Here is a 15876-nt window from a genome sequence, read left to right on the forward strand (position 1 = left end):
GTATTGAATAGTTTGGCGGGAGCGTTACGATTATCCGTTGATGAGTGCCGCCATCTTCATATGCTTGCAATGCCAGCAAAACTGGAGGGGGAAGAGGATCAAGAAGTGAGTACTGGGTTGGAGCAAACAGTGCGGGCTCTTGAACCTAATCCTGCTTTCATATTGGGAAGAGGTTGGGATTTATTAATGTGGAATCAAGCGGCAGAGCTTGTATTTCGACTACCGAAATTCTCTAAGGAATTACAGCAGCGCCCTAATTGGTTGCGGCGTTTTCTGACGGATTCGTCTCTACAAACGAATAATTTGGATTGGGAAGCTAAAGCAAAGGTGATGATTGCGCGGTTTCGTGCGGATTACCCACTTTTCTCAAATGACCAAAAGATTAAGGGTTTAGTTGAGGAGTTTATGGAATTAAGCGAATTGTTTCGTTCTTTTTGGCCAAAATATGATGTTCAGACCGTCGCTGACTGCCACAAACGTTGGAACGATCCCTTAATCGGGGAGATGGAATTTGAACATGTGACCTTACAGCCACCGACCAATCCAGAACTTAAAATTATGATTTATACTGCATCACCGTCTACGGCTGCGCGATTGAAAACGTTACTGAGGTAGAACATTCTAAAAGAATGAGGGACAAAATGCGGTCCGTATAACTTTCCTGCAGTTCGTCATAGGGGTTCGGTAGTCGCCGGGAGGATTATCCTATGTTTTTTTTGCTGAGATTGAAAGTAAATATTTGTGAGTAGGATGTGCACTCAAATGGACAACTGTTCGAAAATCATGGGTATTCCGGTTCCTAAAATAACAATGGATGATACCGTTGAATTGATTAGCGAGGTCATAACTGAGAAAAAAACAGAGCTGTTTCATGTTATTACGCTCAATCCGGAAATCACAATGTCTTGTCAACACGACCAACAGCTGCGTTCTATTATTGATGAGGCAGGTCACCTCACAGCTGACGGTATCGGAATCGTCATGGTATCGCATTTAAAAGCGAATCCGCTGCCCGAGCGTGTTACCGGTTGCGATCTTCTAATCAAGTTACTTGAGACTGGTAACCGAAACAATTGGTCTTTTTACCTGCTTGGTGCAGATGAAGCTACCAGTAAAAAGGCTGCGGAAAATATCATTAGGACATACCCGAATGTATCGGTACTGGGAAGACATCACGGATTCTATGATCAGATGGAAGAGGCACGAATTACTGAAGAAATAGACAATTTGAGTCCCGATGTCTTAGTTGTTGCACTTGGTGCTCCAAAAGCTGAACGTTGGATCTATAAATTTAAGGATAAGCTCAATGCTAGAGTAGCTATTGGTGTTGGAGGTAGTCTTGATATCATCGCTGGAAAAGTGAAACGAGCACCGGCCATTTGGCAAAAGCTAAAAGTGGAGTGGTTGTTTCGATTAATAAATCAACCCTCAAGATGGCGGAGACAATTGATTTTACCTCGTTTTGTTATTCGTGCATTGTTTTTTAAAGAAGATAGCTAAGTATAGAAGACAACAAGAATGAGAGATCAATAACAACTAGAATGCGGACCTTAATTGTAAAGAAACTCGATAATTTGGTAGGTTTCCCTATCAAGACCTTGCCCTCATTATCGCGTTCAGTCATTGCTCGTCCACCGAGCAGGAGAGTTAAAATTATCGACGAATGTGGTTATTAGATATGTCGAGGCGTAGAGGAGGAACGAATGCAAGAGAATCAGTGTTTAGGTTGTCAACTTGCTAATAATGAAATTGAAACGCATATGAAGGGTTATTGAGCACAACAAGAAAAGCTATAGAGGAGGAGACTGCCTTACAGCAGCTCCTTTTTTGCTTGCGCCTCACAGTCGCACAATCTAAGTGGTTCAAAGCAGAGGTGGCGGAGATGTTAGATGACCCGCCGTAAAAACGAGGAAATTTATGCCAATGAGCATAATTTGCAGGAAAGCACGAAAGGGATATGACCTGTAAGACTCATCTACGTGATTAGGGTCAGGATGGATGGAACAGAATGTGCAGATAACTGAGGGAAGTCCCGTAGTTTCCTTGGCGCAAACGCGTGTGAGGTAGGCGAGGTATAACCCGAAAGGGAAAGCCAACTCGATGAGCTGCGAGATGGCGGATTGAATAAGTCTGAGCCGATGAAAGCTGGTAACAGTCTGGAGGATAAAACTTGGATGATTATGCGCGAGAGAAAAAAACTACGACTGACCAATCAACATACAGCTGTTAAGTAATGAAATAGGTTCGAAATCAATTTCAGATTCACCTTTCCCGGCTAAAGGACTGGAGCGACGTTAATCCCCGAAAAAGATTGAATTTGAAAATCTAATGGACTCGACAGCCCTTAATCTACTTCAAATTATGAAAATAAGTAGGCAGTTAACGGCATCTAGGTCCGTTAAACGTCTATTTCCGGTTGGTTTCATTAGCTGTGTGCGTTAATTGGTCCGTCGTAGAAAACATAACCTGCTTCCACTCCAAAAGAGACAAAGGGAACGTGCTTCGTAAATGACGACGCGTAGATATCCTACCTATGGTTGGTGGGAAAGTCATTGGACGTTCAAGGCAAGGCATCGATATCTAAGAAGACTTCGCTTGATTAATTGCGGCCTCGATATAGGCTCTCAAAGTTTTGATGAACGTGCGCATAGCGTAACCGACATACCTGTCGCTGCGGTAGATTAGACAAATGTCTTGAGAAGGTGTAGGATTTCTCAGTTGAAGAACCTTAATGTCTTTATTGTGTAGATTTTCCAGCAGTAATCGCGGAAGAACACAGACGCCAACTCCGCTCAGCACCATCTGAAGGAGGGAGGATAACGTTGTCGTCACCATATGCGGCTGCAGAATAAACCCTTTATCCATGCAGAATCGGTCGATCAGCTTGCGACATTGATGGTCGGGTGGGAACATGACCATCTTCAAGGCATGCAGCCTGTTCAAGGGGATGAAGTTCTCTGTGGCAAGGGGATCATTTGTACTTACCGCCAAAGAGAACTCCTCGTGAAACAGAGGAATTGACGTGAGGCGTTCATCGATAACAGGTCCGATGGTTACGCCAACATCGATGCTTCGGTCCAGCACTTGTTCTGTTATTTTCGTGGTTTCAAGAAGGGACAGCGAGATGGTGGGATAGCTCTGATGGAAGTTAAGCAGCAACGCATTAAACATGAGATCCGCGTCACCGGGTAAGACACCGATGGAAAGCGATCCACCTTGCATTTGTTTCAGGTCAGTAATGGCATCGCTCGCTTGCTGCAGATGCCCGAACACGGCAGCACCATGTTCATGAAGTATCGCTCCGGCTTCTGTGAGGACGATTGTTTTTCCCACACGATCGAACAGTAAAACCCCTAATTCTTCTTCCAATCTTCTTATCTGCTGGCTGATGTTAGGTGCACTGACTCCCATCTTCTCGGCTGCTCTCGTAAAGTGGAGCTCTTCACAAATCGCCATAAAATACTGAAGTTGTTTTAACTCCATAGCTCGCACCTGCTTTCAAATGCATTGCTGATTGCATGTTGCATGTTCACTAATTATTGTCACTTCATTTTCTTTTTCTGTCAATTCATAATCGTTAACTTATACTTAACGTTTCGGTAATGCGCACTGCATTGATGGAACATTCCATGGGACCTATACTAGGAATATATCAAACGCTTTTCACTACAAAGGAGGAAAACATTATGTCCGAAATGATTATCGACACGGCAAAAAAAGTACGTCAAGTGGTGCTGTACCAGGTGCAGGCTGTCCCAGAGGAATTGTTCGACATTCAAGCTGATTCCTACAATAACACGATTCGCTGGAACATTGGACACATGATTTATTGGATGGATACTTACATGACACTTGCCTTCTCAAAAGAATCGGCTATTCCCGCAAGCTACGCATCGTTCTTCAACAGCGGGACTGCGCCGGCAAATTGGGCTGAAACGCCTCCACCTAAGGAAGAACTAATCCAACAGCTGTCAGGTCAACTTAACTCCCTATCCGAGTTAGCTCCCGAGAGTCTGGAGGTACAGCTGGAAGCGCCGCTGCAATTTGGACCGCTCACCTTTAATCGTGCGGGAGAGTTACTCAACTTTGCAGTGGTCCATGAAGGGATGCATATTGCTACCTGCAATTGCTTACTTAAAGTCATTCAAGGAAATACAAACGAGAAAGTATAGCAATAAATATCAAGGGAAGGCTGCCGATAGCATAGGATCGGCAGTCTTCTCAATTAACGCGCAATAAAGCTTGGTGGTTAATAGCTTCCTATTTTTAAATGGGAAATAAAGGAATTTCCAATCGTGTATCGAATAATATTATTTGATAGTACCGATTTGGAGGTTGATGAAAATGGAATTAAAAATTGAACGTTTAGATTTTGAAATGGCGGACATTTCTGGGTCGAGGTTTCAAAAGGTTAAAGCTGAGAATTTAAATTTTGACAATGTCAACTTAGCAAAGACGCAAATTAATAATGCAAATATGAGAGGAATGGCATTAAATGATGTGAATATGACCGAGTCTAGAATTTCGGATGCAAATCTCTCAGGTACTGAAATCAAAAATGCTAATATTAGCCATGCTATTATTGACCATGTTCATTTATTTGGCACTGAATTTCGTAATATTGTTCACCCTATGGAAGGTGATGGTAATTACAATCCAACTGGCTTTTACAAACCAATTAGCTTTTTAAATTGTGACCTATCTAATGTACAAGTAACAAACTGTAATTTAACAAATATGGATATTCGCGATTGCGATATATCTGGGTTGAAGATTAACGGGGTGTTAATAGAAGACTTAATAAATAAAAATAATACATAGGAAATGAATCATCGATTATTCAATTATAGGATAAGGTTTGATGAATACAAATGTTTATGAGCAGGTGCTGAGGCAGCCTGCTTATTTTATTTAAGGGATAGTTGAATATTTAATTGAATACAAGATGAATTGAACATTACCAAAAGCAAGGATACATCTGCAGCAGATCTGCTATTGAAGGTATGAGTCCGAATGGTATACCGTTGATAATCAGTACAAAACGGTTCCAAATGATCATGTGAGCACATGCCGCTAATATATATAGGTAGTAATCGAGGCAGGAGAAACAAATTAATCGTAATTCGAAACGAGGGGGGTGTAAGAATTGCTAAGCAAAAATCATTTAAAACTTATCGTAATCATCTTAGGTGTAGTGGTTTTTAATATCGCGGTCCTTTCACCTGGGATTATAGGGATAAAGATCGGCGGTAGTGCATTTGAAACTGCTTCAGGTGTGACAATAATTTTTGCCAGTATCCTCGCTCTATCGTACGCGATCAACATGTTGATATTCAAGCTACCGTCAGTTAAACCAGTGAAAGAAATCAGGACACACAATGAATATATAGATGCCCTTACTCATTATAAAGGAGTCAAAACTTTGCAGAGCGATATTGGGCTAGCCCTTCGGCAGCTAGAGCGCCTAAGAAAAAGAATGGAGACATTGTTAGGGCTTTTAAATCAAAGATTTGATCCTAATGAACTTACTTATAAGAAATTCACTTCTGTGGCGCAAGAAGTCGAGAAATTGTTCTATCTCAACATTCGCAGCATACTGGGCAGAATGCATGTATTCGATGAGAATGAGTACAAGATTATCATGCTCCAGGAATCGTCGAGGTTACCTTCAGATCTCATCGCAGAAAAGACGATGGTGTATAACGAGTTCCTGTCGTTCGTTAAGGATTCTCTCGGTACAAACGAAGAAATTTTGTTGAAAATAGACAAACTTTTAATGGAAATCTCGCGATTGGACAGTTTAGAACTTGCTGACATAGAGCAAATGCCGTGCATGCAAGAAATAGACTCGTTGATAAAACAAACAAAACATTATAAGGAATAAGAGGTGACTTAGATGAAAAATAGGAGAAATTTGTTCCTCCTGTCGGGTATTATCATTGTTTTAGTATTCGGACTTGTGTATGTAGGTGTGAAACTGACTGCAAATCTTGGGAAATCCAGTGTTCAAGTCGCAGCTGAAAATGCTGGAGAACGGTTATCCAAACTTTACTCCGATATATCTATTGCCACGGATAAGCCTGTAAAGGGACAGATAGACCTTAATCCGGCTGATGTTGCTGAAACGCTTCCGGATATCTCGAAGTTTCCAATAACAGTGGAAAGCACAACGGATAATTTTATTGAGATCTTCTCCTCTACAGAAAAGTCGGGGACGGGCGTTGATGGTTGGTTATCCGAAGTGGCAACGGAGTTCAATCAAGCCAAGATTGAAGTAAACGGCAAACCAGCTTCCGTGAAGATACGTAATATTGCTTCAGGTACTGCGACGGACTATATCAAATCCCGTAAATACATTCCTGACGCATTCACTCCATCCAACGAGTTATGGGGAGAAATCGTTAAGGCAAATGGCATCAAGACTCAGCTAATTACGAAGCGTTTAGTAGGAAACGTACCGGGGATCGTCATTTCAAAGGCAAAACATGATGCTCTGGTAGAGAAGTATGGATCAGTGAATGTCAAAACCATCACAGAAGCGATTTCCAATAACGAGTTCGCAATGGGATATACCGATCCATTCGCCAGCTCTACTGGTCTGAACTTTCTCGTTACTGCTCTGAACACCTTCGACAGCTCCAATTTATTGGGGGAGAAAGCGGTAAGAGAATTCGAGAAATTCCAATCCAATGTACCGTTCACCGCGTCCACAACAATCCAAATGCGTGAAGCTGCAAAGTCTGGCGCTCTAGACGGGTTTGTCTTGGAGTATCAAACATATGTCAACGCGGCGGACCTTAAAGGCAGCTATGTGTTCACACCATTTGGAGTTAGGCATGATAGCCCACTCTATGCATTAGGGGATCTGCCACAGAATAAACTCGATATAATAAAGAAATTTGCTGAATTCGTAACACAAGAGAAATACCAAAAAACAGCGAAAGAAAAGGGCTTTAACGGCCTCGAAGATTACAAGTCTGAACTCGCACCTGTTGATGGTAACCTTCTAGCTTCTGCTCAAAAAATATGGAAAGAAAAGAAGAATGGCACCAAACCAATTGTCGCGGTATTTGTAACGGATGTTTCCGGAAGCATGGCGGGGGCGCCGCTCAATCGCCTCAAAGAGTCCTTATTCAAGGGACAGAAATACTTGGGCAAAGACAACAGCATCGGCCTAGTTTCTTACTCCAGTGGTGTAACAATTAAACTCCCGATCGCGAAGTACGACACAAATCAGCAGTCCATGTTCGTCGGCGCGGTCAATAGCCTCCAGGCGAGTGGTGGAACGGCAACCTTTGACGGTATTATTGTTGCCCTAAAGATGATTCAAGACGAATTGGCTGTTAATCCAAATATGAAGCCAATCATTTTTGTTTTGAGCGATGGCGAGACAAACGAAGGGCATTCTCTCAAGGACATAAAGGGATTAGTCGAAGTCTATAAAGTCCCAATTTATACGATCGGCTATAACGCAAACATCAAAGCCCTCGAAAGCATTTCAAGTATCAACGAAGCTGCAAGCATCAATGCAGACACTGACGATGTGGTGTATAAACTCGGCAACCTGTTCAACGTCCAAATGTAATTCAAATCGAGGAGGGATTCATATGTCATTCACATTGGAAATAGCCAATCCTGAAGAAATAAAAGCAGTGATCGAACATGAGATTAAGCCGGTCCCCGAGGAAATCGCCAAGTTGAAAGAGATTGCTGACTCTAATGTAGCTACGATCATGTCATTAGAACTTGATTCGCTCGACAAACGGAGGGAAATTCTTCAATCGATCGATACATTCGGTGTAGTTACAATGAAATTGTCGTCCTCTAAAAATGCGTTACTGCATGTTTCGGTCGGTAATCTTTCAAAAGCTGGCGAAGATGGGGGGCAAGTAGCCAAGGGATTAGCAGACCTGCACACACAAATCAAAGACTTGGACCCAAGCCTCGTTGATTTCGCCAAAACCGGCATCCTTGGTAAGTTCTTCAGCCCTATTCGGAGCTACTTCCTTAAATATGAAAAGGCAGATGGCATCATTGCAGATATCATCGTTTCTTTAGATAAGGGAAAGTCCACGCTCAAGAATGACAACACCACACTGGAGTTCGAACAACAATCTTTGCGCGAATTATCCAAGAAACTTAGGAAGGAAATTCAGCTTGGAGCGTTGATGGATGAATCCATCGAGGTGCAAATCGAAGCGGCCAAGATACGGAATGAAGATCCAGAAAAGATTCGGTTTATTACGGAGGAATGCCTTTTCCCCTTAAGACAGAGGGTTATGGATTTGCAAGAGATGTTGGTTGTAAACCAACAGGGCATTATGGCAATGGAACTGGTTATACGGAACAATAGGCAGATGATGCGTGTTGTCGATCGCTCAAAGACCGTAACGATTTCCGCATTGAAGATATCTGTAATGGTTGCCAGCGCCCTGTACAATCAAAATATCGCTTTGAAGAAAGTTGAGCTCTTGAACCAAGTAACTAGCAATCTAATAACTGCTACTTCGCGTATGCTGAATGAACAAGGAGCCGAAATTCATAAGAAATCGATTGAATCCAACATTTCAGTTGATACTCTAAAACAGGCATTTACAGATGTAATCGCTGCTCTGGACTCGATTAGTATCTATAAACAGGAGTCTCTGCCAAAAATGCGTGAGACAATCAATGAGTTCCGGAATTTGGCTGATATCGGCGAAAAGCAAATATTGCGTCTGGAAAAGGGCAGCCAGTTATCCATATAATATAATGGAGGCGTTCTCGATGGTAAGTAACCTTGGATCTAAAGTTGGAGAAGTCGTATCAGTTAGTCGTAGTGAAAAGCATTCGTTTAGTAAACAGACTGTCAACGTTATCAGGCTCTTTACTGGACTGGGAGTAGAAGGCGACGCACACATGGGACTGACCGTAAAGCATCGTTCACGAGTAGCGCAAAACCCGAATCAACCCAACCTTCGCCAGATTCATTTCATTCATTCGGAGTTGTTCGATGAACTACGAAGTGCTGGTTTCCATGTCGAACCTGGGCAATTGGGTGAAAATATTACAACCAGAGGGATAAACTTGCTAGGACTGCCAACAGGAACAAAGCTGTTTATAGGTGAAACCGCAGTTATTGAGATCACGGGACTTCGCAATCCTTGTTCACAAATTGACAATTTCCACTCAGGGCTATTGAGTGCGGTTCTGGACCACGATGAGAATGGAAACCTAATCCGAAAGGCTGGAGTAATGGGTGTCGTGTTAACTGGGGGAGAAATATGGGTCAAGGACTCTATCCAAATTGTCCTGCCTCCTGAACCGTTTCGTCCTCTGGAACGAATATAAACTGAAGCAGGCTGCCAGTGAATCGCGCGGTGGCTCTTCCGTTAACCGTCAGCGGATAGTGTAACAATAATGAAAATCATTTTTAGTAAAGAAAGTCAACCAGAATAAACTGGCTGACTCTATTATCGAACAAGCCCAGATAAAAGTCTTACCCTTGTACCGTACGTGAATTAGCGAATAGAGGGAATCCAAAAAAAGGAAAAATGGCTAATGTTCCTACAGCTGGTCCCGTTCCCGAACTACTGAGAATGCCAATAAGCTGAATGCTATTGATATTGAAGGAGTAGGTGCTTCCTGGGAGGACTTCGAAACTAATGTTATCCCCGGAGTAAGTTCGTACTTGTACGGTCAAGGTAATGTTGGCACTATCATTCTCCACAAGCACCAATGCGGTTATGCCTGGTGTTTGCGATGAGTAATACCCTTTACCTACACCCGGTCCTTGGCTAATCGGATAGGATATAAATGAATTTCCATCTGGATTAAATGCCATTTTCTTCACCTCCCTTAAATGGCGTTAATATAAGATATGTCTAGTGAATGATACTAGTAACGTTATTTCTCATGGTAGATTTAACTATTTTCATAATACATGGGAGGATGTCATGACAACTGAAATAGCTTATGGGAGTAAAGAAGAAAGCGAATACGTTAGAAGAAGGTTAATTGAATATAATCAAGAACATGTTCCCGATGATTTGAAGAACAATTACGAGGAAATAAATCTGACTATAAAGGATAACGAAGGTAAGATAATCGGTGGAATATTAAGTGTCCATTGTTGGAACTGGATTGAGGTTGACATTTTGTGGATAGATAAAGAACTAAGAGGTTCAGGTTTCGGAACTCAACTTTTAACCCGAATTGAGGATATTGCTAAAGAGAAAAAATGCACTTTCATCAAACTAAACACTTTTAGTTTTCAAGCACCAGAATTTTATATGAAAAATGGATATAAAGAAATTGCAGTTTTTGAAGACGCTCCATTAGGCAGTAAGCATTATTATTTTAGAAAAGATATTAGGGTCCCATAAGAATTTGCTTTCCTTGATGGAACACAGAATAACATACTTAATGCAATAAAAGTTTATCAAAACGATGAGGGCGGATTTGGACATGCATTAGAACCAGACCTACGAACACCCGAAAGTCAACCTCTCTATACAGAGTTTGCGTTAAGAATATTACACGATTGCAATATAAAGGATGTAGATTTGGCGAATAAGGTTTGTGAGTATATTGCACATCATGCTGATTTGGAAAGTGGAATTTCAACTAAAGGCGACCGTAATGGCCGCTGCCTATCTGTCCTCTTCGGTAGTGGCAGATCCTAGAGAAACGATCATCGTGATGCCGGCCAATCTGTCTGTCGAGGACTCTTTTCAGCGAAGTGAAGGAGGTGGGGAGATTGAGTTACCAAGTCGGTAAAGCTATTCTCCCTGAGGGGCAAGCTATCAACGAGCAACTTCACACGCAAGAAGGTATTCTAGTAGTGGCTCCCATAAACCAGGTAAAATCACAACCGAAAGTCTTGTACCGTTGTACAAACGACTTTCGGTTGTGATGCAAAGTTGTTCTCTGATCAAAGAATGTTAACTCGAACTTACGCTCAAAAGAATTCTTCCACGCCCGTGTCTGGTTTCACTTTTTTCAAGGGCTTCCTTCGTATTGCTTAAAGGATAAACGGCATCAATCGCTGCTTTTACTGTACCATCGGCAATTAATTGAGCTATCGTCTCCGAATCCTCGTAGGTTGGAAACTTAGAGTTGAATTTAGCTGTAACGCCATGCTCCTGCGCTTTTTCCTGAGAAGGAGGCTGTGTCAATGAGACGAGCATTCCACCTCGCTTCAATACGGACCATGAACGATTCTCTGTATCCCCGCCGACTAAATCAACAACTAGGTCAACGTTCTCAGCGACATCTTCAAATCGGGTCGTGTTATAATCGATCACTTGATCCGCGCCTAACGATGTTACAAAATCAAGATTCACACTTGAAGCGGTGCCGATTACTTTTGCACCCTTCCACTTCGCCAGCTGAACGGCAAATTGTCCAACCCCGCCTGCTGCTGCATGAATAAGAACGGTTTGGCCGGCTTGTAATTCCCCTTCGGTGAACAAAGCTTTCCAGGCCGATTCAGCTCCTGCCTTAATTGATGCGGCATCTTCAAAAGTTAAATCGCCCGGCATCCTCGCCAATTCATTCGCTGCTGCAATTCCATATTCCGCATAGGCTCCATTGACGCTGCCAAACACGCGATCACCTGGTTGGAATTGGGTCAAGCCTGCACCTACGGATTCGACGAACCCGGAAATTGCAGTTCCTGGAATGTAAGGGAACGTTTTAGGATAGACAGCCTGAAGCCATCCGTTACGAATTTTATAGTCAAGGGGGATTGCTGCAGCGTAAACGATGCGGACAAGAACTTCTCCCTCTTGCGGCTGCGGACGTTCTACCTCTGTTACTTGTAAGACATCTGGACCGCCGTATTCACGTACAAGAATGGCTTTCATCTTCGAATTAGACATGTAAATCCTCTCCCTTATCGACTCAAATTTACTTCTTGTTTTTTATAAGAATGGATCTAATACAGCAGCTATTTTTCGTGATAAAGTGATTAATAACTTTTTTTCTTGTTCGTTGAGAGCTTCTGTTGTTAGGTTCTCAAGCTTACTCCAAGCTTCTGTAACTTTAGGTTCAAAATCTCGCCCTGCTTGGGTGAGCGATACAATGGTTACACGCTTATCTTCTTGCGAGCGACTGCAAGTAACCAAGCCGGAATCAACCAAGCGACGAACAGATTTAGCGACAGTTGAGTGGTCTAGACGCAAGGTTCGGCACAGACTGTTCTGTGATTGGTGGTCTTGGTGCCACAATTGCATAAGCAAGATTTCTTGCCCTGGGAACAGTCCCGCCTCCCTAAGCAGCTGGGCTGCAAGCGCTCGGTGTGATCGTGCAACACCGAAAATCGCGAAACTCACTGGAAAGTCGGTAACTGTAATAAACTCTTCCTCAACGGTTTTCTTATTATCATCATCTTTTTGTTGTACCATGGTAGTCCTCAACTTTTCTGTATGTTTTTATTTCAATATCGTTGGATAATCGGTGTAACCTTGGCTGTCTCCACCATAGTAGGTTGATCGGTCTGCTTCATTCAATGGAGCACCGGATTTTAAGCGCTCAACCAGATCAGGATTTGCCAATGCCCATGCGCCAACCGGAGCTACGTCTGCAAGTCCTGCATCGATGTCAACAGAGAGGCTCTCTAGCGGTCTTCCTGCACGGTTTACCAGTAATGCCGTAGGCCAGAGTGATCGAATGTTACGTAACAACTCCTCGTTTCCGCCATGCAAGAGGTGTAGATAGGCCAAGTTTAGCTTTGCCAGTTTAGGGATGAGGTATTTATATACATCTGGGCCACTCACACCTTCATCGAGGCCACCCTGCGGTACGCCGGGTGAGATGCGGAAACCCGTTCGCTCCGGGCCAATCTCCTTTGCGACTGCCTCTGCAACCTCAATTGCGAAACGGGCGCGGTTCTCGATAGAACCACCGTATTCATCCGAACGCTTATTCGAGTTTTCGGCGATGAATTGCTGAATGAGGTATCCGTTCGCTCCATGAATCTCAACTCCATCGGCGCCAGCTTGGATCGCCGCAGCGGCCGCTTTCCGAAAATCCTGGACGGTCATTTTAATTTCTTCCGCGCTGAGCTCGCGAGGAACCGGAATATCCAGCATCCCATTAACAGTGAACATCGGAACACCAGGAGCGATTGCAGATGGCCCTACCGGCTGGCGGTGGTGGGGGGTATTGTCCGGGTGTGACATCCGCCCTACATGCATCAACTGAATGAACAAGTATCCACCAGAGGCATGAACCTGGTCAGCCACTTTTCTCCACCCAGCAATGTGTGAGTCTGTGTAAATCCCGGGTGTATTCAAATATCCTTGTCCGTCGTCGGATGGCTGCGCACCTTCGCTGATTAACAAGCCAAGCGATGCACGTTGTGCATAATATACTGGGCTGAGATCGCCAGGTGTTCCATCCTGTTTCGCACGGCTTCGTGTCATTGGGGCCATCGCCAATCGATGCGATAGTTTTAAGCGACCTACATTTACTGGACTCCATAACTGTGTCATATTATTCACTCTCCTCAATTATATGTGGTCGACAACATACGACCGATGAATTAAAGATATCAGAAATATACGTGGTTGGCAACATTTTTTTCTGCAATGAAAAATATATATTTAGCATTTGTTATGCCTACAAGGGCCGGTGAAGTGTTAGTACGGATACAGCAGCCGCCTTCTCAGACGCAGGCCGAGTCTCATGGTGACACTGCGACGTTCAATGCTAAGTTCCCTATACCTGAAGATCTTAGGAAGATAGTAGAACTTGTGGCGAATGGGACGATTAAAACAGCAATTGACCGCATCTATCCGCCAAGCGAAGCTGCGGAAGCTTTGAAGCGAAGCGAGAGACGACACGGTCATGGACGAATTTTGCTTAGCGTCACATCGGATAGTAAATAATAAATAAGATACGATGGTCTTCCTAACCTAAGGACCTTGACTTTCTCCTTTACAATATTATGGCCTATTAGTACTTAAGCTACCGGATCGCACTGGCAGCTTTTCGACGTATCTCGTTTATCATAGGCCGTAGACAAATATTATGTTGCCTGCCACATAAATTCGTGATACATTAATGTTGCCGGCAACGTTAATTCCGCTTAATTAATAAGACACGAAGAAGGGTGTGCAATATGAAACGAAATAAAAACATTACATGGAATGCAATTGCTGCAAATAAACTTGACCTAAAAGGGAAAAACGTTACAGTAGTTGGTGGAACTGGCGGCTTAGGTCGAGCCTTCAGTCGCCTGATGGCTTTACGAGGTGCGAATGTTACTGTAGTAGGACAAACATTCAGAGATAAAGATATAAAAGGCATTTCGTTCATCAAGGCCGACCTGAGTCTACTTTCAGAAGCGGAACGCGTCAGCAATCTGTTACCTGCGGAAACTCTCGACCTACTTGTCCTGACTACAGGAATCATGGCCGCCCCGAAACGCCAAGAAACAAGTGAGGGTCTCGAACGAGATATGGCTGTAAGCTTTTTAAACAGGCTAGTATTGCTTCGGGAAATTGCCCCACGGCTTGGCAATGATCGATTAAACGCTAAAAGTAAACCCTGTGTCTTTATTATGGGTTTTCCAGGTTCAAACCAATCCGCGAGCATAGATGATCTAAATTCCGAACGCACTTACAAAACCATGGTTGCACATATGAATACTGTAATTGGTAACGAAGCACTCGTTCTTGATTCCGCGAAACGTTACCCGCACATTAACTTTTATGGTCTAAATCCTGGACTAATTAAAACAAATATTCGCAGCAATACGCTTGGTAAAGACAGCATGAAATTTCGAATTATTGAGTCTCTAGTTGGTCTTTTGTCGCAAAGTCCAGAGACATATGCTGAGCGTGTCGTACCACTATTTTTCACTCCTGAGATTGAAGGCCACAACGGTGCGATGTTTAACCGAAAGGCTCTTGCAATTCATCCATCAACTACGATGACTGATGATTACGTTGGTGCTTTTATAAAAGCTTCCGAAGAACTTGTTAATCGTGTTAAAACTAATCGACTAAAGTAACAGTCAGGAACGATGTGAACCGTTTGATATTACACTATCCTGACCTTTACGTCAGATCGCTGCGGCAGTCTGCTCATCCGTTAGCGTAATACTTCCAGCCTTTTTGCTTGCTCAAAGTAAGCGTCACATAACCCCGAACTTGTTCATGCCTATGCCATAAAACGACAAGTAACCGGAAGCGAAGATGACCATGGCAAATAAGGCTCGAGCGCCTCTGGATTTTGTGGATCCGGAAGCTGTGGAAGCTGCTCGAACAGGTACTTTAAATATTGGAACGGAAGAAGTCCATTTTCCTTCGCCGACTCGATGACGCTGTAGATCGCCGCACTTGCCTTCGCGCCGCGGGGCGTGTTCGCAAATAACCAGTTCTTTCTCCCGATCACGAATGGCTTGATGGATCACTCACTTCGGTTGTTGTCGATCTCGAACCGGCCATCTTTTAGAAATGCGGTCAACTTCTCCCACTGATTCGGGCTGTAAGAATGTTCTCTTCACCATCGAGCGTGAGCTGAAAGATGCTTCGCCAGAAGAACGATATGCCGAGAGGAAGAAGCGAAGCCTTCCAATCTTAGCGGATTATTCGGTTTGGCTTCAGCAACAGCGTTCTCAAACGATCTCATAGCGAGCGTAGTAGTTGAAGGTGGGAAGAGTTTGACGCTTATGATAAATTCGGTGTCTGTATCAAATAAGCTATTGAGGTCCGCAAAAAGGCTGCTGTTACACTGGGCAGTCTTTTGCTCGCATATCAGTCAGGATAGTTTAATAAAAACGAAACTATAGCTCAACAATGGTTGGATTCTAGATTATAATAGAGATCAAAGAACAAAAATATATAGATATGACTTAGGAAGAAATATAGCAGAACTATTTAAGGAGTT

At 43.3% G+C, this 15876-nt stretch carries 17 protein-coding genes and 1 pseudogene; 12 read left to right on the plus strand and 6 right to left on the minus strand.

Going from position 1 to position 15876, the window contains the following annotated elements; all coding sequences use genetic code 11:
• The first annotated feature begins 3 nt into the window (after positions 1–3).
• Positions 4–615, plus strand: a complete 612-nt coding sequence (locus ASG93_RS27320) for a transcriptional regulator (protein WP_235550978.1) — start codon at positions 4–6, stop codon at positions 613–615.
• A gap of 147 nt (positions 616–762) precedes the next feature.
• Entirely contained in the window at positions 763–1500 is a 738-nt protein-coding gene (locus ASG93_RS27325) for a WecB/TagA/CpsF family glycosyltransferase (RefSeq protein ID WP_056837174.1), read from the plus strand.
• A gap of 1080 nt (positions 1501–2580) precedes the next feature.
• On the opposite strand, the gene ASG93_RS27330 is transcribed toward ASG93_RS27325, so the two are convergent.
• Positions 2581–3483 carry a LysR family transcriptional regulator gene (locus tag ASG93_RS27330; protein ID WP_056837175.1) on the minus strand — a complete coding sequence of 301 codons (903 nt, stop codon included), beginning with the start codon at positions 3481–3483 and terminating at the stop codon, positions 2581–2583.
• Positions 3484–3686: 203 nt separating this feature from the next.
• Here ASG93_RS27330 and ASG93_RS27335 point away from each other — a divergent pair, with 203 nt between their 5' ends.
• The 6 genes from ASG93_RS27335 (at position 3687) to ASG93_RS27360 (ending at position 9330) form a co-directional block, all read left to right on the plus strand.
• Entirely contained in the window at positions 3687–4172 is a 486-nt protein-coding gene (locus ASG93_RS27335) for a DinB family protein (RefSeq protein WP_056837178.1), read from the plus strand.
• Positions 4173–4344: 172 nt separating this feature from the next.
• On the plus strand, positions 4345–4821 hold the full coding sequence (locus tag ASG93_RS27340; protein ID WP_056837180.1) for a pentapeptide repeat-containing protein: 477 nt from the start codon (positions 4345–4347) through the stop codon (positions 4819–4821).
• A gap of 325 nt (positions 4822–5146) precedes the next feature.
• The gene (locus ASG93_RS27345; protein WP_056837183.1) at positions 5147–5884 is read left to right on the plus strand and encodes a hypothetical protein; all 738 of its coding nucleotides are present in this window, start codon (positions 5147–5149) and stop codon (positions 5882–5884) included.
• A gap of 12 nt (positions 5885–5896) precedes the next feature.
• The gene (locus ASG93_RS27350; protein ID WP_056837185.1) at positions 5897–7585 is read left to right on the plus strand and encodes a vWA domain-containing protein; all 1689 of its coding nucleotides are present in this window, start codon (positions 5897–5899) and stop codon (positions 7583–7585) included.
• 22 nt (positions 7586–7607) lie between these two features.
• Entirely contained in the window at positions 7608–8747 is a 1140-nt protein-coding gene (locus ASG93_RS27355; RefSeq protein ID WP_056837187.1) for a toxic anion resistance protein, read from the plus strand.
• Between the two features lie 19 nt (positions 8748–8766).
• Entirely contained in the window at positions 8767–9330 is a 564-nt protein-coding gene (locus ASG93_RS27360) for an MOSC domain-containing protein (RefSeq protein ID WP_056837189.1), read from the plus strand.
• A gap of 148 nt (positions 9331–9478) precedes the next feature.
• Here ASG93_RS27360 and ASG93_RS27365 read toward each other — a convergent pair whose 3' ends face one another.
• Positions 9479–9823 carry an S-Ena type endospore appendage gene (locus ASG93_RS27365; protein WP_056837191.1) on the minus strand — a complete coding sequence of 115 codons (345 nt, stop codon included), beginning with the start codon at positions 9821–9823 and terminating at the stop codon, positions 9479–9481.
• Between the two features lie 112 nt (positions 9824–9935).
• Here ASG93_RS27365 and ASG93_RS27370 point away from each other — a divergent pair, with 112 nt between their 5' ends.
• Entirely contained in the window at positions 9936–10364 is a 429-nt protein-coding gene (locus ASG93_RS27370; protein ID WP_056837193.1) for a GNAT family N-acetyltransferase, read from the plus strand.
• A gap of 196 nt (positions 10365–10560) precedes the next feature.
• A complete protein-coding gene (locus tag ASG93_RS27375; protein ID WP_156411062.1) occupies positions 10561–10758 on the plus strand; it encodes a hypothetical protein in 198 nt (65 codons plus the stop codon).
• 164 nt (positions 10759–10922) lie between these two features.
• On the opposite strand, the gene ASG93_RS27380 is transcribed toward ASG93_RS27375, so the two are convergent.
• The 3 genes from ASG93_RS27380 to ASG93_RS27390 are packed head-to-tail and all read right to left on the minus strand — an operon-like array spanning position 10923 to position 13475.
• Complete coding sequence (locus tag ASG93_RS27380; RefSeq protein ID WP_056837197.1) at positions 10923–11861, minus strand: NADP-dependent oxidoreductase; 939 nt, start codon at positions 11859–11861, stop codon at positions 10923–10925.
• A gap of 42 nt (positions 11862–11903) precedes the next feature.
• Positions 11904–12386: a MarR family winged helix-turn-helix transcriptional regulator gene (locus ASG93_RS27385; RefSeq protein WP_056837199.1), complete on the minus strand. Its 483-nt coding sequence runs from the start codon at positions 12384–12386 to the stop codon at positions 11904–11906.
• A 27-nt stretch (positions 12387–12413) separates the two neighbouring features.
• Complete coding sequence (locus ASG93_RS27390; RefSeq protein WP_056837201.1) at positions 12414–13475, minus strand: alkene reductase; 1062 nt, start codon at positions 13473–13475, stop codon at positions 12414–12416.
• Between the two features lie 144 nt (positions 13476–13619).
• On the opposite strand from ASG93_RS27390, the gene ASG93_RS27395 reads away from it, so the two are divergent.
• Together ASG93_RS27395 and ASG93_RS27400 are read left to right on the plus strand one after the other, a co-directional pair.
• A complete protein-coding gene (locus ASG93_RS27395; protein WP_162262885.1) occupies positions 13620–13871 on the plus strand; it encodes a zinc-binding dehydrogenase in 252 nt (83 codons plus the stop codon).
• Between the two features lie 233 nt (positions 13872–14104).
• Positions 14105–14998 (plus strand): SDR family NAD(P)-dependent oxidoreductase, encoded by an 894-nt coding sequence (locus tag ASG93_RS27400; RefSeq protein ID WP_056837205.1) that lies wholly within the window; start codon positions 14105–14107, stop codon positions 14996–14998.
• A 149-nt stretch (positions 14999–15147) separates the two neighbouring features.
• Here ASG93_RS27400 and ASG93_RS34515 read toward each other — a convergent pair.
• A pseudogene (locus ASG93_RS34515) lies at positions 15148–15477 on the minus strand (IS66 family transposase); the annotation flags it as partial.
• Positions 15478–15876 lie beyond the last annotated feature (399 nt).

The organism is Paenibacillus sp. Soil787 (assembly GCF_001429545.1).
GTDB lineage: Bacteria > Bacillota > Bacilli > Paenibacillales > NBRC-103111 > Paenibacillus_E.